The organism is Pseudomonadota bacterium, assembly GCA_016195085.1.
GTDB lineage: Bacteria > Pseudomonadota > Alphaproteobacteria > SHVZ01 > SHVZ01 > JACQAG01.
This window is the reverse complement of record JACQAG010000003.1, coordinates 89,354-112,893: the sequence shown is the minus strand read 5'-3', so window position 1 is coordinate 112,893 and position 23,540 is coordinate 89,354. Positions and strand designations below refer to the sequence as shown.

Below are 23,540 nucleotides of genomic sequence, written 5' to 3'. Positions count from 1 at the left end.
CCCCGTGCTCGCCACACCGACCCAAACCCAGCGCCGCGCCTTCGATCTGCTCGCCCTCCAACCGACGCTGTAGTCAGGACCCGCAACCAAATGCGAGTCACATCAGCGCCTTGCTCGAAAAATGGGTAAAGTTCGGCCTAGTAGGGGGGTGAACTCATGAGCGGGTACTGGTCGTCTTGTCGTGCAATTGACCGCTTCCAGGTTGTGAGCGGCCTTCGTTCGTGTGCCCCGCCATGTCGCAGAAGTGCCTTAACAGAAGCGGAACTTTGCGCAGCGCCCTACGCAATAGCCGTGCGCCACCTAGAGATGTTTCTGAAGGAATTGAACGACGGCGTCGCCAACTAGCTGATGTACGTTATCGCGGGCCACACCGGATGGGTCGGTGCAAATGCTTGCCGCTTGGGGCGGAACCGGTCCCGACACGCAGAGTGGCACGTAGACAAAATGGCCAACCGGACGGTCGACCCCGGACGCGCCCGGGATTTCGCCAACAAAGACCTGGGAGTTGACCGCGTTGTCGAGGATCTCGTCGAGCATTGCGGAGTCCACGACGAACGGCATGCGAATTGAGCGCAGAGTCTCGGCCCTGAAACCCTGCGCCCGAGCCGAGGCCATGATGTAGAACGCGCGGATGCGTTGGTCTCGGTACGAGGTCTTGGCTAGCCGCAAATCGAGGCGTTGCGGGTCGAGTTTCGCCAGCGGCTCGCAATAGGTATCCTTGGCCGCGGCAGGTGTCTTGCAGAAGCGGATCAGCGCTTCCGCGTCGTGCATGCCTCCTGCCAGCATCACTCCCGTCCCGCCGCCGAACGAATGCCCGACAAATCCAATGCGTGCTGGATCGACCCGCGCCGACCAATTCGGATGCGAGAGAAGATGATCGAGGACAACACTGACATCCTCGGCGCGATCCCAGAGGCGATAGATCCCGGCTGGTGTGATGTCGTCCGCAGTCGTGTTCGGATGCGTGACGGTCGCGACGATGTAGCCATGGGAAACTAGCTCGCGGGCAAGCCAGCCTTGCGAGAATCGGTTCCCGAAGATTCCGTGCGAGATGACGACCAGGGGACGGCTCTTTTCGTTCCCGCAGCAATACGGCGCGCCGCGCGAGAGCGGTATTGGCTGGAAGAACGGACGCGCCGTAAAGGCGCTCTCGACTGCGGTGTCGCTCGCCGGGTACCAGACTTCCGTGGTGACGTCTCGGCCGCGTGCATCCTTGAGCGGCACCGTCTCGATTCCCAGCTTCGCGCCGCCCGCCGTACTATCGGCAACAAGGCTCAACCAAAGTCCGCCGACAAGGGCCACTCCGGCGAGTGCGCGACCAACGGTGAAGCGTGCCGTCAGCATGATGTTTCTCCATTCGTGGGTGATCTTGAGGGATCGACTCATAAGGGTTGCGGAGCACGCTCTGCGCGAGCGCCTGCAAGCAGCGCGCGGATCGCGAGCACATGAAGGGTGAGCGCCAGCGGAGCCATGAGGCCGGGAATGAACGTGAACGGAAACATTCCCAGCGCGCGGTTTGGCACCTCGGTGACGAGCGCTTGCAATGCCGGTGTCGTCAGAATCGCCCTGACCACAATATTGGCGAGCAGCACCAGACCAAACACGTTCCAGGCCAGCGCGAGCCTGCTCGAGAGTCGCCTGCTGGCGATGAGCCAGGCAACAACCGGCGCGGACAAGCCGGCGACGATGTCGAAATTTGCCCCTTCGTAGGTGAGCATTTTGGGCAGCAGCCCGGCGCTCCAGAATTGATGGATGAAGAGTTCGACGATGACACGAAACATCTGTGCCCCGATCAGCAGGCTTACGGGAATGCTCAGCGCCAGGTCGCGTCCGGCGTCGCTGCCCGCCAGGAACAGCGCGCCCAGTAGGACCGGGATCAGGATCAAGGCGATCCGCGGCGGCACCGCAGTCGGGTTCGCCAGCATCCCCGAAAATCCGAGCGATCCCGTGTAGAGGACCCACGCGGCAAGAACGAGGAGGGCGATCTTGCGCCGACCTTTGTCGAGGTACCGCACGATCGCTGCCGCAATTCCGGCAACGACGAGACCAGTGAAGACCAGAAACAGCCATGCCACCCGATTGTCCTCGAGAAATGAGCACGCATCGAATGGGACGGCGCGTGCCGTGCCGCGGATCTTGCATGATCGAGGTCTGGCAGTTTAGATCGACGCTGCTACAATCAGTCCTAACCTAAGGTTTGCAATCATGGTCGGCGTTGAAAGCATTCGTGGCGTGATCGGGTTCGTGCGCACCGTCGCGGCTGGCAGCTTTGCGGCCGCCGCCAAGGAGCTTGGCGTCTCGCCGGTCGCGGTGAGCAAGAATGTGCAACGCCTCGAGCGCCGGCTCGGCGTGCGGCTGCTGCAGCGTTCCACCCGAAAACTCAGCCTGACCGAGGAAGGGCGCGTGTTCTACCAGCGCTGTGCTGAACCTTTGCGAGAGCTCGAGAGCGCGCAGTCGGTCGTGAAGGACAAGGCGCGTGCGCCGGCCGGGAGGCTGCGCGTCACGTCGATTTCGCCCTTCGGCCGCACTTATGTCTTGCCGCTGCTCCCGGCGTTCAGCCGCCTCTATCCGGAGATCGAAGTCGAACTGCACCTCGACGATGCGATCAGCGACATGATCGCCGAAGGCTACGACATCGGTATCCGCGCCGGCCAAATCAAGGATGGAACCATGGTGGTTCGCGAGATCGCGCCGCTGCATTTCGTGGTGTGCGGGGCGCCGTCCTATCTGGCGCAACGCGGAATGCCGCAGACGCCTGCGGATCTCGCGCGCCATAACTGCCTGCGGCTGCGGCGAAGCGCGCCCGCAGGCGCGCTCGGCTGGCGCTTGGGCCCGGAACAGGCGCCGGTCTCACCGCCGATCGGCGGCAATTTTCTAGCGAACGACGTGACCACGCTGGTGACCGCGGCCGTGCACGGACACGGGTTGGCGTTTGCGCCGCTTCCGCTGGTGCTGCCGTTGTTTCGCTCGGGTGCCCTGATGCCCTTGCTCACGGACTGGATTTCGCAGCCCGCGCATCTCTTCATGCACTACCCGAACCGTCGCCACTTGCCAGCGCGCGTACGAAGCTTCGTGAAGTTCATGCTCGAGCGCTTCCGACAGGATCCCGATCTGACGTCGGACCCGCGCGCGCTGGTCGCTCCTTTCATACACACGGGGCTAGAACAGCTCGTCGCGGGATCCGAGCGCGAACGATTCGGGCCGCGAGGCCGTAGATCGCCCGGTCGCGTGCCAGCGGCACGGCGACCCAATCTCGATTGAGGGCGTGGGTCACATGCACCGACAGGGGGTGGCGCTCGGGGCTACGCATATCACGGACATGTCGATGTGTTGCTTGCAACCGACATCCGAGGTCAGCAACGGGTCAACAAATAGCGAAGTGTCGGCACCCTCCATGCTACGTCCGCATTGAGGTTGAAACCAGTCGCAGTTAGTTACACTGTTAAGAGTCCGCGCCCTGGGTAATCGCTTTCAAATCCGCAAGCGGCGCTATTTTCCTTTGGCCCGCTTTCGCGTTCCCAGCCCGATGTCCTTGGCCATCTGCGAACGCTCGGCCGAATAATTCGGCGCGACCATCGGATAGTCAGATGGCAGGCCCCAGCGCTCCCGGTACTGCTGCGGGGTTAGATTGAACGTCGTCTTCAGATGGCGCTTGAGCATCTTGAATTTCTTCCTGTCCTCCAGGCAAGTCGGCAAGTCGGGTGTTATCGAGCGCTTGATGGCAACGGCCGGTGTGGGTCGTGCTGGATTCTCTTCGGACGCTGAACCGAGAGATGCGAGCGAGGCATGTACCTGTCTGATCAAAATGGGCAGATCCGCGACGGTGACGGTGTTGTGAGCGACATGCGCGGCTACAATGTCGGTTGTGAGCGCGAGCAGATTCTTGCGGTCGACGTCCTCTTCTGCCATCGCATAGGTCTCCAGCATTCGAATGGCGGCGCACGGTAGCGCAGCTCGCAGGCAGCAGAAGTCGGACCAGATAGATCGAGACGTCGGGATAGAAGGTCACCTCGAAGAGGATCAGCCGCTGATCATCCGTCCGTCGAGCCCGATCGCCACCGTTCCGGCGAGAAGGCGTACCGCGACACCGCTGTCATCGACGAGCGGCAGAGCCACTCTCTGCCATTGCGAGGTGACTTCGGCCATCATCGGCTTGCGCGTGGTGTAGAGCGCCGCGCGTCGGCAGAGCGCGGCGCGCGATGCGGCGATCCCGAACTCGGTGGTGTAGGAGCTCGCCGGGTGTTCCGAGAGGAGCTTTCCCGTCATTTCGAGTTTTGAGATCTCCGCGATGATGCTGCCATACAGGCGATAGCGGAAGTCGAGGCCGCCATCGACGGCATCGAGCAGCATGAGGTAGCCGAGCGCTGGGCGTAGCGCGAGTGGGTCAATCTCTCGGAGATAAGGGAGGACACCGCCGCGTGCGAGACCGTGCCAATGGTTGATCAGGAAACGCAACGGCGGTGCCGTCATCTGGTCGGCCGTAGGATTCCAGAGGGCCTCAGGCGCATCGGCACCAGCCTGGTTAAAGATTTTCCCGATCGGCGCGAGGTCACCCTCGACAATGCAGGCTGTCCATTCTGCGATGCGCCCCCAGTCGAGGTTGGGCGAAGTCCTGCCGACCTTCATCCTCGTAGCTAATTCCTTATTAGCGATGGCTGCCGCTCCCTTCGTCGTTTCCAGCTAGAAACACCGTTACCCGGCGGCCTCAAGGCGGGAACGCGCGAGTTCTGGTCCGAATTTCTATGTAAATTCAAACCTCACCGGTGCCGAATTCATCTTTTACGGGAAATTACTTTAGATTGCAACATATCGCCGTATGCAATAGGTTCTCATGGGGAGGTGATCGTACCGTGGCGACCGTGCTCGTGATCGAGGACGATCCGCGCTTTCGCAAGCTGGTGCGGGCCATGCTGGAGGGCGAAGGCCATGCGGTTCGGACTGCGTCCGATGGCCTCGAAGGGATCGACCGCTTCACGCGGTGCCGTCCGGACCTGGTCATTACCGACCTGATCATGCCGCGCATCGATGGCATCCAGACGATCAGCGTGCTCCGCGGGCTCGACCCCTCCGTACCCATCATCGCCATCTCCGGCGGGAGTGCAGACCTCCTCAAGTTGGCGGCGACGACTGGCCCCGCAGCGATCCTCGCCAAGCCATTTACTGACCGTGCCTTGCGGGACGCCGTCTTGGAGGCGCTCGACACGTCGGGGTACCGGAATTGAGCCGAGCGCCGCTTAGCTTCGGAGCTCGCCATCACGCGTCGATCTCCTGAAATTGCGGGTCTGTCCGCTTCACTCCCAAAAGCGGAATAACCTGCGCTCTGACGGTACTGCGGCTTCGTGCCAGAGGACATTTGCTCTTGAAGGCGGGCAAACTCGAAAGGGTCTCGTGGGTTCGATTGCTACCCTGAGGAAGTCCGCCCTCCTCGAGGAAAATCGTAATCTTGTGGCCGTTCGGCGTCGTCCCGTAATAGAGATCGATCATCGGTGCTTCGTCTTCCTGGAGCGACGCGGCCAGTTGAGCAGCGCCAGAGCGGGCCGTGCCATACCTTCCAGCAACTGGCGGTCGGGTTTCGATCGGGCAAGCACGCGGATTCCCAGGGTCACCCCCAACAGCACACGTGCGGTATCCTTGGCATCGCGATCCGGCGGCACGGTTCCTTCGACCTGTGCGGCCACGATTCGTCGCCGAAAGAAAGTCTCGATCTCCCCCAACCGATCCGCGATCTCCGCGCCGATTTCCCGGTCGTGCGGTGCGACGTCGAGAGCCGAGTTCACGAGCAGGCAGCCGCGTCGGTGGCGATCGTCGAGCGAGCGCTCGACGATTTCGGCAAGGAAGGCCCGAATGGCCTGTTTAGGCCGAAGGCTCGACTCCAACCGCTGAATGCGCGCGCGCATGGAGCGCTCCACGTAGCGCTCGAGAATCAGGCGAAAAAGCGCGCGCTTTCCCCCGAACGCGTTGTAGAGGCTCGGACCCGTTATCCCCATCTGCATGGCGAGATCACGAATAGACGTCGCCTTGTACCCGCGCTGCCAAAAGCAGTCCGTCGCCGCATCGAGCACAGCCGCATCGTCGAATTCTCGTGGCCTTCCCATTGGTCTCCATCGCGGGTTCAAGACACGTTGTATTTTATATCGAACGATCTAAAAAACAATAGCCGAGATGCGAGGAGCCGTGTACGCTCCGGATGCTGCGACAGCAATCTTCAACCACTTTCAAGGACTCGAATGATGAGCCTTCGTCAATCTCTTGCGGCCATGAAGGCCGCCTCGAAGACGCCGGAACACGTGAAAGCGAAGATGGATGCCGCAACGGCGGAGCTTCGTGCTTCCGGAATTTTGGAGCGTGTCATCAAGCCCGGAATGAAAGCACCCGACTTCTCGCTCAAGGACCAGAACGGCACAACGGTAGGCCTCGCGGGCCTGCTTGCGGGCGGTGCCGTGGTGTTGACGGTCTTTCGAGGCTTTTGGTGACCCTATTGCAGGCATGAGCTGGAGGCTCTGCAACTCGTATTGGCGGATATCAAGAACCTCGGCGCCGAGCTGGTGGCGTTGACCCCGCAGTTGCCCGAGTTCACTAAGGCCGGCGCGGAGACGCACAAGCTGACATTTCCCATCCTCACCGACCCGGGTAATGCCGTCGGCGAGGCCTATGGCCTTGCCTTCGAGCTGCCCGCGAGTCTGAAGACGATCTACTCCGGCTTCGGCCTCGACCTGCAACGCTTCAATGGTGATGCGAGCTGGCGGCTATCGATTCCGGCGAGGATCGTAATCCGCATGGGCGGCATCGTTGCGGCGGTCGAAGCCGATCCGGACTACACGACGCGACCCGATCCTGAGGAGACCCTGGCAATCCTTCGCCGCCTCTAGCTCCACCCTTCCCGAGGCGGCGCGTCGCCTCGAGAGGGCGTTTTATGAGGGCCTATCGCCCCCGATTTCGACCGGCCGCCATCGACCATGTCGTGGAGCGCGGATGGAACCTAAGGCGACTCGATTAGAGTTATACGGCACGTTTCTATTATGAGGATGCTTGGGGGACGAGAACGAGCTTTGTACGCCGCTTACAGCTCGTCTGGTGTCTGGCTATAGGGCTGTCCGCATCGGCGGCAAGTGCCGCGCAGACTGCTGTGTCATTCAAAGCAAGCGACAACGTCACCGTATTCGCCGACTACTACACGATGGGCGCCCCGGGCCGGCCGCTCATACTGCTCTTCCACCAGGCCGGATCGAACCGCGCTGAATACGCGACGATCGCGCCGAACTTGTTGACGCTTGGCTTCGATGCACTAGCGATCGATCAGCGCTCCGGTGGATCGCTCTTCGGGCATGACAACGAGACGGTGCAGCGCCTCGGGCACAGCGAGGGCTATGGCAAAGCCTACGGCGATCTTGAAGCCGCTCTCCTATGGGCAAGATCGACAGGCCGCTCCGGACCGGCAATCGTCTGGGGCAGCAGCTACTCCGCAGCGCTCGTCTTTCTGCTTGCGGCCAAGCATCCCGACGAGGTGAAGGCGCTTCTGGCTTTTTCGCCTGGTGAATATCTCGATGGTGCGACGAGCGTGCGACGGGCGGCCGCGCAACTCTCCATTCCGATATACGTCACCTCGGCAAAGGAAGGTGCCGAGGTGGCACAGGCAAAGGCGATCCTCGATTCCGCGCCGGGGCGCCAGAAAATCCAATTCGTGCCGCGCATCGCCGGCGTCCATGGCTCATCGACGTTAAGCCTAGACCGCAACCCGAAGGGCGCGGAGGAGAACTGGGCGGCCGTCAAAGCGTTCCTGACCTCGCTTGCGCTGTAGCCGCGACGGCATCGACCGATTTCGCATCCCCTGCACGTGCGTCGGCATTCATGTCTCCTCAGAGCACTCTCATGAGGTGTATGCGCCCTACGGCCTCGCAGAGTTCTATGCCGGCTTACCGAGACCAAACACCATCAACGATCAAGGCGCGCTATTCCAGGTCAAGGCCGCGAGCTACCGGGCGCGCGGGTCATGGCTTACGGTCACGTCCGGCTAGCGCATGAACTCATAAGAGGGCAATGGTCGTCGCGTCGCGCAAATGACCGCCTCAGAGTTGTGTGCGGCCGTCGTTCGCGTGTCCCGCCATGTCGCAGAAATGCCAGCTCCGGACTCGTCCGCCGCAGCAAACAGCATTGTTACTCGATCACTTCGTCGGCACGCGCCAGCACCATCGCTGGCATGTTGACGCCAAGCGCCTTGGCGGTCTTCAAATTGATGACCAGCTCGAATTTCGTTGGCTGCTCGATCGGCATATTCGTTGGCTTGGTCCCCGTCGCAATGCGATCGACGTAGTTTGCAGCAAGCGCGAACATTCCCGTCAGGCTCGGCCCGTAGGATATCAGGCCCCCTGCGAGGACCGATTCGCGCGTGCCGAGCATCGAAACCATGCGGTGCTGAAGCGCGAATTCGGCCAGACGCACCCGATCGAGAAAGAAGAATGGCGACGCGTGCGCCAAGAGGAATTGGCGATTGTCCGGCGCCACCTCAGCGATTGCCCGCTCGTAGTCGTAGGGCCGCTCGCGGAACTCGACGCCGGCGAGCCGCACTCCGAGCCGGGGCGCGACGGCTTGCAAGGCCGCCCAATAGTCGGCCGACGGCCGATCCCAGAACACCGCCACCGTTGCCAAATCCGGGAATGACTCCTTCATCAACTGCAGGTGCTTGCCCGCCAGCTCTGTGCTCTGAAAATAGACGCCGGTGACGGTGCCTGTCGGTCTCGCAAGGCTCGCGACGTATCCGCGTTCGACCGGATCGTAGTCGACCGCAATCATCACAATCGGCAGCTTGTCTGTGGCTGCGAGCGCCGACTTCAGACTGAGCTCCGGGCCGGCCGCAACGATGATGTCCGCCTTGCGCGCGACTGCTTCTCGGTAGCTAGCTTCCCATGCTTCAGTGCCCGAGATTTGCATGAAGTCGAACGTGAAATTCCTGCCTTCTTGATACCCAAGCTCTGCCATGCGTCGCTCGAAAGCCACCCATTGCGGCGCCGATCTCGATTGCACGTTGGCCGTACCGACGCGCAGCATCTTTGCCGGCTGCGCACCCGCCATGCGCGGCCACGCCGCCGCGCTCCCGACAAGCAAGATGAAATCTCGCCGCGTCATTTGATCCCCTCGGATCAGCATAAACGCGGCAACAATACCATTTCAAATGCGGCCGCGCGTTTGCGAGCCCACCCTAGTCCAAGCACAGCGCCAGCCAGGGCCGGTGCCAGCCCGCAAGCTTGGCCGCGAGCGGCGCATAGCGTTGGTCCAAGCGGCTGGCGAGCCCATAGAGATAGGTCGCACTCTTCGGCTCCCAGAATCCGGCGAAGCCGGCGACACCGGCATCGCGCCGGACCGCGTCGAATTTGACCCGGGAATTCACGAACTCCGCATGGGTCTGCCGCCCTTCGGCGTAAGGCACGAGCCAGGCCAGCGCCTTCGCCAGCGAGCCGCGGTTCGGCGCTTCGAAGGTGGACCAATCCTCGCCATGGGCCTTCGCGGCAAGTGCTGCGACCGACAAGGGCTCGAGGTCGTAGGTCACGTAATGCAAGGCGTCGCGCTCCGAGAAATCCCAGACCGCCCCGTCGGCGCCGATATTGCGACCGACATGCGCCTGAAAGAGCGCGCGGGCCTGGCCGATGAGCTCCGGATCGCCCAAGGCATAGGCGGCAAGCGTCACCAGCTTGATCCGATGGCTTTGCCAATTGCCGGTATCGAGCTTTTTCGCAGCCGCGATGCGGCCGATATAGCCCCTCGCCATGGTCGCAAGGAACGCATGCATCTTGGTGTCCCCCGGCGCCGCCAGGCTGCCGCGCAGGAGATCGTAGACGAGGATGAGATGGTCAAGCTCGCTCTCGTCGATGGGGTTGAAGCTTACGACATAGACATCGACCCAGGCGAAGAGGAACCGCTCGGCCTGCGCCCGGTAGCGCTCATCGCCGGTCAGCCGGTAGGCAAGTGCCAGATCGAGCATGACCGGCCAGTCGCGCTTGGCTTCGTTGCTCTCGTCATAGATTGCCTGATGCGGCAGGGTGCCCTCGACATGGATGCGCGTGAGCGCCTTCGGGGCCTGGTCGAGCACTCTGTTCGCAAACCGGATCTCCGTCTTGCCCTCTGGCGTATCCGGGCGGGAAGCAAGAGCGGCGACGCGCTCCGGCGAGATGAGCGCGTAGGGCGTCCCGGCAGACGCCGGCACGGGGCCGGCAATGAGAAAGAGAGCGACGAGGAACCCGCCAAGCCACCGAGGTTGCGGCGGCCGGCCCGAAGGACCCGCTCTATGATGGTGGTCAGCCAAGCCACGCTCCTTGCTGCCATGAACGAACCATCGCTCTACGACCATCCCGACCTCTATGACCTGGTCATCGCTCCAGGCCTCGCGGAAGGGTTCTACCGCGAAGAGGCGCTCCGGCACGAGGGCGGCGTGCTCGAGCTTGCCTGCGGCACCGGCCGCTTGACCATAGCGCTGGCCGGCTCGGGCCTCGACATCGTCGGCCTCGACTCCTCGCCGACCATGCTCGCATCCGCCAAGGACCGGGCGAAGGGAGCGGGCGCCGAGGTCACCTGGGTCGAAGCCGATATGCGGCGCTTCGATCTCGGCCGGCACTTCGGCTTCATCTTCATCGCCACCAATTCTCTCCTCCATCTCACCAGCGCCGAGGATCTGACCGCTTGCCTTGCCGCGGCCGCGCGGCATCTGGCGAAGGGCGGCATCTTCGCTCTCGATGTCTTCAATCCCGCGCTCCGCATCCTCGGCCGCGATCCCGAGCAGCGCTTCGAGGTCGGGCGCTATACCCACCCCAAACACGGCCGGATTCTGCTGGAGGAGACCACGAATTACGACGCGGCCCAACAGATCAGCCGCAGCACGTGGTTCTTCTCGACCCCGGAGCGGCCGGACTTCGTCACCGTGCCATTGCATTTGCGAAATATCTTCCCGCAGGAGCTGCCGCTCGTCCTGAAGCGCGCCGGGTTGCACCTGGAGCAGCGCTTCGGCGACTTTTCCCGAGAACCCTTCGAAAGCCGGAGCCGGCACCAGATCTGCCTCTGCCACGCCGATCGCTAGAGTGCCGGTTTCGAAGTTCGCCGGCATCACCGTCGAACTTCGGAACGGCCGGTTCGGCAGAATTTGCCGAGCGACACCCCATCATGGCACCGCTCGAGGTCGAGGGAGGCGAGGTTTTGCAGAGATCTAGCCTACGGCCCGCTTCTTGCGCGCGGATCGGGTGTCGGACGCGCTTCCTTCGCCAGGTGTGACCGCCGTCACATCGCCGGCGAGTGGATCGATCGATCGTCGGACGAGGCCGCATTTCCAGAAGGGAAACAGCCGATGGCCCGCTTCTTCAGGTTCGCTCTGCTTGCGCTCCTCCTCTTGCCGCTTCCCAGGAGCGCCCTCGCCATCGGCAGCATCACGATGGTCGGCACGGTCAGCAACCCGGCGTCGCTGACCGCGGCCAGCAATGCCACTGCCGTCGAGAACCTCACCAACACCGGCTACGACCTCGATGTGGGGGCGCTTGCGTCCGGTCAGAGCTGGACCAACGCCACCTTGTCGCTTTACCTCAGCCACGGCCAGTATGTCGCCGTGCCGAGCCTCAGCATCACCGATGCCAGCGGTGCCGCGATCAGCGCAACGGCGAGCGGAGCCATCGTCACCGAGAATGGCGCGTCCACGGGCGTGGTCAACTATCAGATCTCGAGCGATCTCCCTGCCAACGCCATCCTGCATTTCTCCGGCTTCAGGCTCTTCAATCTCGCCAACCAGCCATCCGGAACGGCGATCCAGATCATCGCCGTCGCCAACGGCAGCGCCAGCAGCTTCCGGCAATATGCGAATTGGCAAACCTTGGCCACGATCGGCGCGGGCACCGCGACCGGAATCACACCGCAATCCGGCTGGTGGTGGTCGTCGGCGGAGCCCGGACGCGGCTATGCGCTCGAGGTCGAAAACGGGCATCTGATGCTCGCCGCCTACATGTATCGCGTCGACGGGACCAGCGTCTGGTATATCGCCACCGGCACTCTCACCGGCACCGAGTTTTCAGCCCCGCTCTACGAATATGCGGGCGGCGGCACGCTCGCCGGCAATCCGCAGCCGGCAAGCCAGTTGGGCCAGGTCGCCACCGTGGCGATCTCCTTCGCCAGCACCACCCAAGCCACAATCCGCTGGAGCGGCAGTGCCTTCGGCACCACCGCGCCCAGCACCTTGATCACGCGCTATCCCTTCACCAGCGGCGGCGTCACGCCGCCGGCGCTGACTTCGGCGCCGCAGACCGGGTGGTATTGGAATGCCGCCGAGAGCGGCACGGGCTGGTTCATCGAAATGCAAGGAAGCCAGATCTTCCTTGCGACCTATATGTACGCCAGCGACGGGACTGCCCGCTGGTATGTGGCCCAGGGGACGCCGAGCACCAGCACCGGGGTGTTCGGCTCCGGCACCAGCCTCGTGCTGATGGCCACGCTCAGCGAATACGCCGGCGGCGAGACGCTCACCAGTGGGCCGCGTCCCAGCTTGACCGCGCTGGCGCAAGGCCAGGTCACCGTGCAGTTCACCTCGCAGACAACCGCCACGGTGACCCTGCCCGGCGGCCGTCAGCTGCAGCTGATGCGCTTCACCCAATTCTGAGCGCGGGGGTCATGTAGCGCCCTCGAGCTCAGGGCTCCCGGGGCGCGACCGCCTTCGCGACTTCGGCTAGAATCCGCCGCGCCCACCAGCGCCACCCATGCCATGCTGCAGGTCCACGCCTACACCATCTATCATTCGCCCAATGCCTATATCGGCTCGGTGCTGCTGCGGCGCGCCTTGGCAGAGCGGCCGACGGTCCAACTCGTCCGCCGGCCATTCTTGATACCGCGCGAGCGCGGCCTGCTCGTCGCCGATCTCGTCGGCGGCAGAGAAACACCGGCGATGGGCTCTTACCACCGCGAGGACGCGGCAAGGTGGGCCAAGCGCCACGCCATTCCCTTGGTTTATCCTCCTCCGGGTACGCTGCTCCAGCGTGCGCAGCACTGGGCCAAGACGGATTGGCAGCGCGAGGAGCTGCCGGCCAGGGCCTACTATGCGGCACGGGAATCCGGCCGCGAGCACGCGCTCGACCAGGCGCTGTTTGAAGCGGCATGGGTCGAAGGAATGGATGTGAATCTCCCCGAGACCATCGCCTGGGCGGCGGAGCGCGCCGGTCTCGAGGGCGACCGCCTCCTCGCCGAGGCCATGCGCGAGGTGCCGGGCCGCGAGGTCTGGGCAGCGCTGGAAGAATTCGACCGGCTCCAGTGCCCGGGGGTGCCGACCTTCGTCCTCGACGGTGCCCGCTATTTCGGCAAGGACCGGGTGGATTGGCTCGTGGCGGCGATCGAGGAGCGGGCTTGACCGTCCGGCCGCAAGCGCGCCCGCCAAAGTCGCCGTTGCAACGGGTCGACGGCGGGAGCACACTTTCCAAAAGGAAACCTCGACCACGGGAGGCGAAAAATGGCGGGGACTAGCGGGCGTCGATTGGCATCGGTGGCGGCCGCGGCCGCAGCCATGACCTTAGGAGCGTTGGCGGCGGGCGATGCGGCGGCCCAGCCGAAGCCGCTGAAGGTGGTGCCGCAAGCCGATGTCAGGATCCTCGATCCCTTCGTCAACAATGCGGGGATCACCGGCGAATTCGCCTACATGATCTACGACACGCTCTTGGCCCAGGACACCGAAGGGCAGCCGAAGCCGCAGATGGCGGAGAGCTATTCGGTCGGCGCCGACGGCCTCACCTACACCTTCAAGCTCAGGCCCAACCTCAAATTCTCCGACGGCCAGCCGGTCAAGTCCGCCGATGCGGTCGCGTCGGTCAAGCGCTGGGCCGGCCGCGACCTCAATGGCAAGAAGATGGTCGAGCTCGGCATGACCTTGGCCGCCGTCGACGACCGCACCTTCACGCTCACCTTGAAGCAGCCCTGGGGCCTGGTGATCGATTCCTTCGCCAAGACGATCGGCATGGCGAGCTACATCATGCGCGAGAAGGAGGCGCTGGTCGACGTCAACACCGCGGTCACCGACATCGTCGGCTCCGGCCCCTACCTCTTCAAGAAGGACGAGTGGGTCCCCGGCAGCAAGGTGGTGTTCGTCAAGAACCCCGACTACGTGGCGCGCGCCGAGCCGGCGAACTTCTATGCCGGCGGCAAGATCGCCAAGACCGAGCGCGTGGAATGGATCATCATTCCGGATTCGAACACGGCCGTGGCGGCGCTGCAGGCGGGCGAGGTCGATCTCCTGGAGACGCCGGCGAACGACCTCGTGCCGGTCTTGAAGAAGAACAAGGACATCGTTCTCGCCATCCACAACAAATCCGGCTTCCTTGCCTATCTCCGGCCGAACTTCATCTTGCCGCCCTTCGACAACATGAAGGCGCGCCAGGCGCTGCTCTACGCGGTCAATCAGGAAGACTACATGGCAGCCGCGATCGGCGGCGATCCGACCTACTGGAAGGCCTGCCACGCCTGGCTCACCTGCGGCACGCCCTATGCGAGCGAGGCCGGCACCGACGACTTCAAGAAGCCCAATCTGGAGAAGGCCAAGGCTCTGCTCAAGGAAGCGGGCTACAAGGGCGAAAAGATCGTCATCCTGCAGCCAACCGACTTCAAGGTGATCCGCGATCTGACCGAGGTGACGATCCAGCGGCTGCGCGAGCTCGGATTGAACATCGACATCGAGGCCATGGATTGGGGCCAATTGGTGCTGAGGCGCGGCAAGCAGGACCCGATCGGCCAGGGCGGCTGGAGCATGTACCACACCTATTCGACCGGGCTCGAGCTGGGGCCGCCGGTCAGCAACTTCAATATCTCCGGCGCCTGCGAGCGCAAGAGCTGGTTCGGCTGGCCCTGCGACCCGGAGACCGAGAAGCTGCGCGACGCCTTTGCCGGCGAGCCCGACATGGCCAAGCGCAAGGCGATCGCCGAGCAGCTGCAGCGCCGGGCGGCAGAGTTCGTGCACTACGTGCCCTTGGGCCAGTTCTTCCAGCCCGTCGCCTACCGCAACACGCTAAAGGGCGTGCTCGAGGTTCCCTGGCAGGTCTACTGGAACGTCGAGAAGCAGGGCTGAGATGCTGCCCCCACCCCTACCCTCCCCCGCGTAGGGCGCGGGGGAGGGAGCAGAACTCACGCCTCGTGTCCCCTCCCTCGCCTTAGGCAGGGGAGGGTTAGGGTGGGGGCATTCGCACGGCGCTACGGCAGCAGCGGCGACCAGGCGGGGTCGGATGCGTCCAAGGGCGTGATGACTTCCCGCTGATTGAATCCGGTGAGGTCGACCGAGTGCAGCCTGACCGAGCCGCCCCTGCCTTGCGGATCGGATTTCTGCTGGCGAAAGAACATGAGGACGCGGCCATTGGGCGCCCAGGTCGGTCCCTCGTCGAGATAGCTCTCGCTTAGAATGCGCTCGCCCTTGCCGTCCGGCCGCATGACGCCGATAGCGAACACCCCTGCCCGCTGCTTGGTGAAGGCGATCAGATCGCCGCGCGGGCTCCAGACCGGCGTGTAGTACAACCCCTCGCCGAAGCTGATCCGCTGTACGTTGCCGCCGTCCGCGTTCATCGTATAGAGGTACGGATTGCCGCCGCGATCGGAATTGAAGGTGATGCGCTGACCATCGGGCGAATATGACGGCGATGTGTCGATCGAGCTGCCGTTGGTCAGTCGGGTGACCTGTCGCGTGCGCAAGTCCATGGCATAGATTTCGGACTTGCCGTCTTTCGACAGGCTGAAGACCACCTTCTGGCCGTCGGGCGAGAACCGGGGCGCGAAGGTCATGCCGGGAAAGTTGCCGACCAGCTCCTGGCGGCCGGTGTCGATGTTGAAGAGATAGACCCGGGGCTGATCGCGGTAATAGGAGAGATAGGTGATCTCCTGGGCGGTCGGCGAGAAGCGCGGCGTCAGCACGAGATAGGCGCCGTCGGTCAGGAACTTATGGTTGGCGCCGTCCTGGTCCATGATCGCCAGCCGCTTGACCGGCTTCGTCTTGGGGCCGCTCTCCGAGACATAGACGATGCGAGTGTCGAAATAGCCGTCCTCGCCGGTCATCCGCTTGTAGATCGCATCGGAGACGATGTGCGCCACCCGCCGCCAGTTCCCCGGCACGGTGAAATAGGCAAGCCCGGTCATCTGCTGCTGGGCGAACACGTCCCAGAGCCGGAACTCGACCTTGAGCCGGCCGTCCGCCTGGTTCTCGACATTGCCCTGCACCAGCGCCTGGGCGCTGATCACCCGCCAATCGGCGAAGCGCGGCTGCACCTTCAAGGATTCCGGCGTCTGCACGAAGGATTTCGGGTCGATCGGCTTGAACAGGCCGGAGCGCTCGAGATTGGCGGAGATCACTTCGGAGATGTCGCGGCCGACCCGGGTCTCCTCGGGCCTGGTCGAGGTGAAGGTGGTGATGGCGATCGGGACCGGCTCGATCTTACCGCGGGTGATGTCGATATGGAGCTCGGCCCGGGCCGGTCCGGCCGCGAGTCCTGCCAGGGGTAGCGCCAGCAGGCCGGTCATCGCATCCCGGCGGCTGAGGGCCCAGAATCCCCTCCCGGCGGCGGCCGGTTGCAGGGAGGGCGAGCGGCTTGGGTCTTGCGGTGCGTCGGCCATTGTCCCGTCCTAATGCGTTCCGGTGGTGATTCGCAAGGTTATTGACCAACGGGGCGAAATTGAGGCGCAACCCCGGTGGCGGTCGGTCTCGTCCGGACCGTCGTTCCACCTTTCGGAGGAAAGACGACCCCCTGGCGCGCGGCTAGGGTTTCGCCGTCCGGGCGCTCGACAAAACACGTCCATGCCCGGCACGAGGCCCCCCAGCGCAAGAGGTACAATGCCATGAGCGTCTCCGGAATCTCCTCCCCGATCCACACCCCCAATCTCCCACCGACGCCGACACCCGGTGCGGCGCCGGGACAGGCCGGCCAGGCCTGGACCAGTCCGCTGCAGGTGGCGGTTCAGGCGGCCCAGACGGCCCAGGCCCAGCAAGCCGCCCAGCAGGGCCCGAGCTCCAGCCCGGCCGGGTCGTCCCCGACCCAGAGCTCCAGCAAATCCAATCTCGGGCAGACGCTCAACATATCGGCCTAGGCGCCCCGCCGACCGGTCGTCCACCTTCCATCCCTAGGATCAGCGCACACCCCAAGTAACGACGGACACGCATCGATGGGCCGCTAAAACAGCGGTGTCCCGGGCTGCTACAGAAGGAGTGAGCCCATGACCAGCTCGATCAATACCAATGTCGGTGCGTTCGTCGCGCTGCAGAACCTCAACATCATCAATGCGCGCTTGAACGCCGTCCAGAACCAGGTCGCCACCGGTCTCAAGGTCGCGAGCGCGGTGGACGACGCCTCCAGCTTTGCGATTGCGCAAGGCATTCGCGGGTCGATCAAGGCCTATGCGGCGGTGAGCCAAGGCATCGCCAATGGACGTGGCGTGGCGACGGTCAGCCTCGCCGGCGCGAATGCGATCTCCGATATCCTGGGCGACATCCAAGCGAAGATCACCCAGGGCGAGAACGCCGGCAACTCGACCGCCCAGCAGTCGATCCTCAATGCCGACTTCCAGAATCTGGTCGCCCAGATCAATACCTTCATCGCCAACGCGACCTACAATGGCCGCAACCTCTTGTCGGCCGGGTCATCGTCGATCAACGTCATCGCCAACATCGACGGCTCGACCTTGGCCATCCGCTCGAACTCCTCGTTCTCGCTCGACTCCATCAACCTCGGGAACCAGAACATCAGCTCGACGGTGCAGGCCGCACAGGCTTTGTCGGCCTTGCAGCTGGCGCAAGCCTCGATCGCCACCGTGCTCGGCAATCTCGGCGCCGACACCAAGGCGATCAACTTCCAGGACTCGTTCATCTCGCAGCTGTCGGACGCGAGCAATGTCGGCCTCGGCAGCATCGTCGATGCGGATCTGCGCGGGCTTCCTCGCAGCTGCAGGCTCTGCAGGTGCAGCAGCAGCTCTCGATCCAGACCCTGAACATCGCCAACGCGGCACCAAAGGCCCTGGTCAGCCTCTTCCGGTAACGCTCGAACACGAAGGTTGGGGAGGGGGTGTCTCGCGCGCTTGCGATACCCGGTACTAAGCCCGCGTCATCCCGGCGTTGAGCTTGGGGAACTCCATCCTGACCGAGGTGCCGAGCCGCTCCGATGAGCAATACTGATTGACCCGGAGATCGCCGGCGATCGACAGAAGCGCGAAGGCATCGACCGCGCTCACCTGCAAGCGCTCCTGCAAAAGGATCATCATCGAGCTTGTGGCGAGCTCGGCGGCCGCCTCGAATTTCGGCGCCGAGGCCGTGGTGATGATGCGGTCCGCGGTCTCCATCCACGGCCACTCCCTGGCCGCCCCCTTCACCAGCTCGAGCTTCAGGTGCACGCGCGCGCCGATCTCCGCACCAGAGCCGCTCATCTCCGCATCGCCCATGGTCGCGTGCACGTCGCCCACGTAGAAAAGCGCCGAGCCGACCCGGATCGGCAGATGCACCTTGGTTCCGACCGTCACCCGGTTGTTGTCCATATTGCCGCCATGCCGCCCGATGAGGCCGACCGAGATCGGCTCTCCCGCCGGCGCGCAGGCCATGGCGCCGATCATCGGCTTCAAGGGCAACCTCAGATCCTTGAAATGCACCTGCCCGTCCTTGACCGGCAGCATGACGACGGTGCGGCGGTTGGTGACGTCCTGGACGATTCCGACCTCGGGGAAGACGCCGACATAGCCTTGCTCGTCCACCTGGATGTCGAGAATGTCGACGGCGAGCGCGTCGCCCGGCTCCGCACCGAGGATGCCGACCGGGCCGGTCATCGGATTGGATTGGGGAAAGCGATCCTTGGGGTCTGGCCGGCAAGCCTCCTCGTCTTCCGGCTTGTTCAGCCGGCCGCGGCGCGAATTATGCGTGTCGATCAAGAGCTCGCAGGGTGCGGTCACGGTGATGAGCGGCTCGTGGCTCCGATCGAAGGCGTATTCGATGCGCTCGCGGCCGAGGATATGGACGGGGAGAGGCGGCATCGGCTCAACCCGCATACGGGGTGGCGAGATGGGCCAGACAGTCGCCGCGCTCGCAGCGCCCCTGCACCCGCTTGCAGACGACCGTCCCCGCGATGGCGAAGGTGGGCTCGATCGGCGGCCGCATGGGATCTTCGATGAAGTGCAGTCTTCCCGCCTTCTGCCCGGCTATGACCTCATCTCCCAGCTCGACCGCGGGCTCGAAGAGGCCATTGGCCGGGGCGTAGACGAAATAGCGGCGCCCGGCGATCTGCATGAGCCGGGTCGGCGCCTTCGGCTTGGGCGGCTGCCAATCCGGCAGAATGCCGAGAAAGTGCAGCATGTTGCGGATACCGGTCGCGACCAGCTTGACCCCTGAAATGGTGACCGCGCCGCGGCCGCCGAATTCGCCGCCGAAGGCGATGATGCCGCGCTTATGCGCGGCGCGCTGCGCCAGGCGGTCGTCGGAGGACTTGCCGATCACCACCATCGGCGGCGCAAACGCCTTCGCCGCGGCGAGCTGACGCTGATCCAGCTCGGCATTGCCGGAAAGGTGGCTGGAGACGAAGGGCAGATAATCGAGCGAGGACCCGCCGGCGTGCAGGTCATGATAGGCGTCCGCCATGGGCACCAAAGTCTGGCCGATGTAATAGGCGATCTGCGCCGTCGGCCCGCCATCCGGGTCGCCCGGATGCGCCCGGTTGAGGTTGCCGTTGTCGTAGGGCGAGAGCCGGGAGCCGTTCATCGCCGCGGGAAAGTTCGCCGCCGGCACGATGATGACGCGGCCGCGGATCTCTCCCGGCTCGAGCGCGCGGATGAGATCGAGCAGCGCCACCTGCCCTTCATATTCATCGCCGTGGGTCCCGGCGGTGTAGAGCATGGTCTTGCCCGGCCCATTCCTGATGCAGGCGATCGGGATCTGCACCTCGCCATAGGCCGAGGCGTTGCGCGACCACGCCATGAAGATATTGGAGACCTGCTTGCCGTCGCGATCGAAGTCGATATCGGTGGAAAGGCGGGTCGGACGGGTGGTCATGGCGGCTGACTGCGTCTCCTCACGCCGAAGCTGGGTTGAACCTAATCCGTGCCCATCGGATCACCCCCCCCCTACCCTCCCCCGCAAGGGGGGAGGGAGTTAGGAGACGAAGTATTTTCGTATCCCCTCCCCCCTTGCGGGGGAGGGTTAGGGTGGGGGGTACTATCAGTGCTCCTATTTCTTCTCCACCGCCCAAAGCACCTGGTAGCCGAGATCGATGATCCCGGAGATGTTGGTGCGGTAGGCCGCCGGCGTCACGAACTGTCCGGTGTTGACGTAGGGCACCACCTCGTAGAAGCGCTTGTTGAGACGCCCGGCGATCTCCAGGCGCTGCTCGGAAGTACCCGCGGTGACGAACTCCAAGCGGATCTTGTTCAGCTCCTCATCGCAGGGCCAGCCGAACCAGTTCTTGCCGTCGCAGGTGGTATTGAGGGCGTTGTTCGCCAAGGGCTCGCCCTGGAAGCCGGTCGTGGACGTGGTGATGAAGACGTGCCAGCCGGAGCGGTTGGCGCTGGGATTGTCCTTGACCGAGCGGCGCGAGACCAGGGTTGCCCAATCCATGCTCTGCATGTCGATGTTGAAGCCGACCTCCTTCAGCTGCTGGGCGGCGAGCTGGGCGAAGATGGTGATCTGCGGCTGGTCGGTCGGGTTCATGAGCACGATCGTCTCGTTCTTGTAGCCCGACTCCTTGAGCAGCGCCCGGGCCTTCTCCTTGTTCGCCGTCGGCTGCGCGAAGTCGCCGAGGCCGACCTTGGTGTCGAGCGGCACCCGGCAGGCGAGCCCCGACCAGCAGACGATCTCCTGCTCGGGATTGCCCACCACGGCATTCAGCATCTGGCTCTGATCCATGGCGTAGAGCAGCACCTGGCGGATCTTCGGGTTGTCCATCGGCGCCGCCAGGAAGTTCGGCCGGAGAATGCCCAGACGACCGAGCTTGTTGGTGATCTCGACCTTCACGTTGGGGCTGTTCTTCAAGAGCTTCACGAGATCGGTCGGCGGAAACTGGACGATGTCCATCTCGCCGCGGATCACGCTCTGCACCGCCACGGCTTGGTCGGGCAGGTAGGTGTATTCCACCCGGTCGAGCTTGGTTGCCTTGCTGCCGGAATGGCCGGCGGGCGGCCCGCTGCGGGCGAGGTAGTCGGGGTTGCGGCGATAGGTCCAGGTGCTGCCGGGGACCCACTCGTCCTTGTTGAAGATGAACGGGCCGGAACCGACGGTTTCCAGCACCTGCTGGAAGGGGTCGGTCAGCGCATCCTTCTCGCGCATGACGAAGAGCGGGGTGCCGGAATTGGCGAGCACGTTGGTCACCGGGCCGAACCGATCCTTGAAGCGGATCTCCCAGCGCCGATCGTCGAGCGCCTTCATCTCGGCCGTCCGGTCCATCATCACCGCGCCGACCGCCATGCGCGCCGCCCAGCGGCGGATCGAGGGCACGACGTCGCGCGCCGTCACCGGCGTGCCGTCCTGCCACTTCAAGCCCGGCCGGAGCGTGAAGGTCCAGGTGAGGCCGTCGGCGCTGGCGGTCTGGCTCTCCACCATTTGCGGATGCGGCACGCCCAGCTCGTCCTCGCCATAGAGCATGTCGTAGATCATCATGCCATGGGCATAGACGACGCCGGCCGTGGTCCAGATCGGATCGACCGAGCGCATTTCGGCTTCGGCGACGACCTTGAGCGTGGTGGCGCCGAGCGCCGTCCAGCTCGAACCCATGAGGCCGGCGAGGCCGGCGAGGCCGGCGAACGCCAAGCCGGCGGCAATGCGCCGGCCAACCATCATTGACAACATGCGATCCCTCCGGCTCTGCATCACTTCTCGATGTTCCACTGCGAGAAGCGGACATCCTGGAGCACGCCCTTCAATTCCTTGCGATAGGCGACCGGCCCCACGAACTGCCCCAAGGGCACATAGGGCACGACCTCGTAGAAGCGCTTGTGGTAGCGCTCGTTGACGTCGCGGATCTTCTCCGGGGTATCCGCGGTGATGAACTCCAGCCTGGTCTTCTCCAGGGTCTCGTCGCAGGGCCAACCGAACCAGTTCTTGCCGTCGCAAGGTGTCTGCGCGCCGGAATTCATCAGCGGGCTCGACATGAACGGCCCGGTACCCCAGGTGTGGAACACGCTCCAGCCGCCCTTGTTGACCGCCGGCGACTCCTTGACCGGGCGGCGCGAGACCAGCGTCGCCCAATCCATGTTCTGCACGTCGACGGTAAACCCGACATCCTTCAAAAGCTGCGCCGAGACCAGGGTCAGGGCGGAGATCACCGACTGATCCGTCGGGTTCATCATGACCACGGGCTCGCCCTTGTAGCCGGCCTCCTGCAAAAGCTGCCGCGCCTTCTCCTTCTTGGCGCCCGGTGTAGCGAAATCGCCCTGCCCGGCCTTGGTCTCCAAGGGCGTGCCGCACATGAACACCGACCAGCAAAGCGTGCGCATCGACGGATCGTTCTGCATGACCTGGAGGTACATGTTTTGGTCGACGGCATAGAGCAGTGCCTGGCGCACCTTCGGATTGTCGAAGGGCGGGACCAGGCTGTTCGGCCTCAGCATGGTCTGATTGCCGAGCTTGTCCGGCGTCGCCGTCACCACGTTCGGGTTCTTCTTCAATATCGGCAGCAGATCGGGTGGGATCACGACCATCGCGTCCACCTCGTTGTTGATCAGCGCCTGGACCGCGGTATTGGCATCGGGAATGTACATCCAGTCGACGCGGTCGACCTTCACGACCTTGCCGCCGGCAACACCGTCGGCCGGCTCGGGCCTCGGCTTGTAGCCCTGGAATTTCCGGTAGACGACCTTGTTGCCGGGCTGCCAGTCCTTCACCTCGAAGGTGAACGGGCCGGAACCGATCATGGTGGTGATGGGGACGTTCGGATCGGTCCTCGCCTCCTGCTGGCGCAGGATGAACAGCGGGTTGGACGAAGCGCCGAGCGCCCAGATCATTGGCGCGAAGGGTGCCTTGAGTTTGATCGTGACGCCGTCGACGCCCGCGGCGGTCACCTCGGCTACGAATGTTGCGATGGTACGCCCGAGCGTATTCTTGGCCTCCCAGCGCCGGATCGACTCCGCCACGTCCGCGCCGGTGACCGGGCTCCCGTCATGAAAGGTGAGGCCCGGGCGCAATTTGAACGTCCAGGTGAGCCCGTCGGCGCTGGCGGTATGCGACTCCGCCATCTGCGGCTTTGTTTCCCATTTGCCGTCCGGGGCGTAGAGCACGTCGAAGACCATGTAACCGTGGTCGATCGTCGTGCCGATGGTGGTGAAGGTCGCGTCCAGCACCTTCAAATCCGCATCGGGCACGAAGCGCAGAACGGATTCCGCCCTCGCTGCGGCGGGTGCCGCCAGGAACGCGGCGGCCAGTGCCGCTGCCGCCACCGACATGCGGCCTCTCGAGTGCAAAATAGGATGCATGACGCGCCTCCCCGTTGTGGTCCTTCGGTTGACGCCCCGCCTGGCCTGCGCCCGGATTTTCCGCCAGGAAAACCGGGGCCGCCGCCGCGTTCCCCTATTGGGCACTTTCCGGTCATGGCTGC

The 23,540-nt window shown here is 64.0% G+C and carries 24 protein-coding genes and 1 pseudogene; 12 read left to right on the top strand and 13 right to left on the bottom strand.

Annotation, left to right across the window (positions count from 1 at the left end):
- Positions 1-300: 300 nt before the first annotated feature.
- Positions 301-1,344 carry a hypothetical protein gene (locus HY058_01125; protein MBI3495889.1) on the bottom strand — a complete coding sequence of 348 codons (1,044 nt, stop codon included), beginning with the start codon at positions 1,342-1,344 and terminating at the stop codon, positions 301-303.
- 38 nt (positions 1,345-1,382) lie between these two features.
- Complete coding sequence (locus HY058_01120) at positions 1,383-2,075, bottom strand: hypothetical protein (protein MBI3495888.1); 693 nt, start codon at positions 2,073-2,075, stop codon at positions 1,383-1,385.
- A gap of 130 nt (positions 2,076-2,205) precedes the next feature.
- Here HY058_01120 and HY058_01115 point away from each other — a divergent pair, with 130 nt between their 5' ends.
- The gene (locus HY058_01115; GenBank protein MBI3495887.1) at positions 2,206-3,261 is read left to right on the top strand and encodes a LysR family transcriptional regulator; all 1,056 of its coding nucleotides are present in this window, start codon (positions 2,206-2,208) and stop codon (positions 3,259-3,261) included.
- Between the two features lie 228 nt (positions 3,262-3,489).
- Here HY058_01115 and HY058_01110 read toward each other — a convergent pair whose 3' ends face one another.
- Both HY058_01110 and HY058_01105 read right to left on the bottom strand, forming a co-directional pair.
- Complete coding sequence (locus tag HY058_01110) at positions 3,490-3,909, bottom strand: MucR family transcriptional regulator (protein ID MBI3495886.1); 420 nt, start codon at positions 3,907-3,909, stop codon at positions 3,490-3,492.
- Between the two features lie 111 nt (positions 3,910-4,020).
- Positions 4,021-4,626 carry a PAS domain-containing protein gene (locus HY058_01105; GenBank protein ID MBI3495885.1) on the bottom strand — a complete coding sequence of 202 codons (606 nt, stop codon included), beginning with the start codon at positions 4,624-4,626 and terminating at the stop codon, positions 4,021-4,023.
- A 224-nt stretch (positions 4,627-4,850) separates the two neighbouring features.
- On the opposite strand from HY058_01105, the gene HY058_01100 reads away from it, so the two are divergent.
- Positions 4,851-5,222 (top strand): response regulator, encoded by a 372-nt coding sequence (locus tag HY058_01100; protein MBI3495884.1) that lies wholly within the window; start codon positions 4,851-4,853, stop codon positions 5,220-5,222.
- 187 nt (positions 5,223-5,409) lie between these two features.
- Here the strand turns inward: HY058_01100 and HY058_01095 are convergent.
- Both HY058_01095 and HY058_01090 read right to left on the bottom strand, forming a co-directional pair.
- Positions 5,410-5,484: pseudogene (locus HY058_01095) on the bottom strand (thiol:disulfide oxidoreductase).
- Positions 5,481-6,095, bottom strand: a complete 615-nt coding sequence (locus tag HY058_01090) for a TetR/AcrR family transcriptional regulator (GenBank protein ID MBI3495883.1) — start codon at positions 6,093-6,095, stop codon at positions 5,481-5,483. The pseudogene HY058_01095 and the gene HY058_01090 overlap by 4 nt, the downstream one beginning before the upstream one ends.
- A 132-nt stretch (positions 6,096-6,227) precedes the next feature.
- Between HY058_01090 and HY058_01085 the strand changes: the two genes are divergently transcribed.
- The 4 genes from HY058_01085 (at position 6,228) to HY058_01070 (ending at position 8,015) form a co-directional block, all read left to right on the top strand.
- A complete protein-coding gene (locus HY058_01085; GenBank protein ID MBI3495882.1) occupies positions 6,228-6,473 on the top strand; it encodes a hypothetical protein in 246 nt (81 codons plus the stop codon).
- Positions 6,474-6,512: 39 nt separating this feature from the next.
- Positions 6,513-6,869, top strand: a complete 357-nt coding sequence (locus HY058_01080; protein MBI3495881.1) for a redoxin domain-containing protein — start codon at positions 6,513-6,515, stop codon at positions 6,867-6,869.
- A 308-nt stretch (positions 6,870-7,177) separates the two neighbouring features.
- Positions 7,178-7,798 (top strand): alpha/beta fold hydrolase, encoded by a 621-nt coding sequence (locus HY058_01075; protein ID MBI3495880.1) that lies wholly within the window; start codon positions 7,178-7,180, stop codon positions 7,796-7,798.
- The gene (locus tag HY058_01070) at positions 7,788-8,015 is read left to right on the top strand and encodes a nucleotidyltransferase family protein (GenBank protein ID MBI3495879.1); all 228 of its coding nucleotides are present in this window, start codon (positions 7,788-7,790) and stop codon (positions 8,013-8,015) included. Before HY058_01075 ends, HY058_01070 begins: the two co-directional genes overlap by 11 nt.
- A 139-nt stretch (positions 8,016-8,154) precedes the next feature.
- On the opposite strand, the gene HY058_01065 is transcribed toward HY058_01070, so the two are convergent.
- Together HY058_01065 and HY058_01060 are read right to left on the bottom strand one after the other, a co-directional pair.
- Positions 8,155-9,123, bottom strand: a complete 969-nt coding sequence (locus tag HY058_01065; GenBank protein ID MBI3495878.1) for an ABC transporter substrate-binding protein — start codon at positions 9,121-9,123, stop codon at positions 8,155-8,157.
- Between the two features lie 73 nt (positions 9,124-9,196).
- On the bottom strand, positions 9,197-10,297 hold the full coding sequence (locus tag HY058_01060; GenBank protein MBI3495877.1) for an alginate lyase family protein: 1,101 nt from the start codon (positions 10,295-10,297) through the stop codon (positions 9,197-9,199).
- On the opposite strand from HY058_01060, the gene HY058_01055 reads away from it, so the two are divergent.
- From HY058_01055 to HY058_01040, 4 genes are all read left to right on the top strand, one after another.
- Positions 10,280-11,065, top strand: a complete 786-nt coding sequence (locus HY058_01055; protein MBI3495876.1) for a class I SAM-dependent methyltransferase — start codon at positions 10,280-10,282, stop codon at positions 11,063-11,065. The two genes, HY058_01060 and HY058_01055, sit on opposite strands and share 18 nt — an antisense overlap.
- 264 nt (positions 11,066-11,329) lie before the next feature.
- A complete protein-coding gene (locus HY058_01050; protein ID MBI3495875.1) occupies positions 11,330-12,625 on the top strand; it encodes a hypothetical protein in 1,296 nt (431 codons plus the stop codon).
- A 102-nt stretch (positions 12,626-12,727) separates the two neighbouring features.
- Entirely contained in the window at positions 12,728-13,366 is a 639-nt protein-coding gene (locus HY058_01045; GenBank protein ID MBI3495874.1) for a DsbA family protein, read from the top strand.
- Between the two features lie 99 nt (positions 13,367-13,465).
- Entirely contained in the window at positions 13,466-15,070 is a 1,605-nt protein-coding gene (locus HY058_01040; protein ID MBI3495873.1) for an ABC transporter substrate-binding protein, read from the top strand.
- A 122-nt stretch (positions 15,071-15,192) separates the two neighbouring features.
- Here HY058_01040 and tolB read toward each other — a convergent pair whose 3' ends face one another.
- Positions 15,193-16,506 carry a Tol-Pal system protein TolB gene (tolB, locus tag HY058_01035; GenBank protein MBI3495872.1) on the bottom strand — a complete coding sequence of 438 codons (1,314 nt, stop codon included), beginning with the start codon at positions 16,504-16,506 and terminating at the stop codon, positions 15,193-15,195.
- Positions 16,507-16,821: 315 nt separating this feature from the next.
- Here tolB and HY058_01030 point away from each other — a divergent pair, with 315 nt between their 5' ends.
- Entirely contained in the window at positions 16,822-17,070 is a 249-nt protein-coding gene (locus tag HY058_01030; protein MBI3495871.1) for a hypothetical protein, read from the top strand.
- 126 nt (positions 17,071-17,196) lie between these two features.
- Positions 17,197-17,967, top strand: a complete 771-nt coding sequence (locus tag HY058_01025; protein ID MBI3495870.1) for a flagellin — start codon at positions 17,197-17,199, stop codon at positions 17,965-17,967.
- 102 nt (positions 17,968-18,069) lie between these two features.
- On the opposite strand, the gene HY058_01020 is transcribed toward HY058_01025, so the two are convergent.
- The 4 genes from HY058_01020 to HY058_01005 form a co-directional block, all read right to left on the bottom strand.
- Complete coding sequence (locus tag HY058_01020; protein MBI3495869.1) at positions 18,070-18,996, bottom strand: acetamidase/formamidase family protein; 927 nt, start codon at positions 18,994-18,996, stop codon at positions 18,070-18,072.
- Positions 18,997-19,000: 4 nt separating this feature from the next.
- Positions 19,001-20,008, bottom strand: coding sequence for a succinylglutamate desuccinylase/aspartoacylase family protein (locus tag HY058_01015; GenBank protein MBI3495868.1), 1,008 nt, complete (start codon positions 20,006-20,008; stop codon positions 19,001-19,003).
- A gap of 174 nt (positions 20,009-20,182) precedes the next feature.
- Positions 20,183-21,796, bottom strand: coding sequence for an ABC transporter substrate-binding protein (locus tag HY058_01010; GenBank protein ID MBI3495867.1), 1,614 nt, complete (start codon positions 21,794-21,796; stop codon positions 20,183-20,185).
- A 20-nt stretch (positions 21,797-21,816) separates the two neighbouring features.
- Positions 21,817-23,388, bottom strand: coding sequence for an ABC transporter substrate-binding protein (locus tag HY058_01005; GenBank protein MBI3495866.1), 1,572 nt, complete (start codon positions 23,386-23,388; stop codon positions 21,817-21,819).
- Positions 23,389-23,540: the final 152 nt, after the last annotated feature.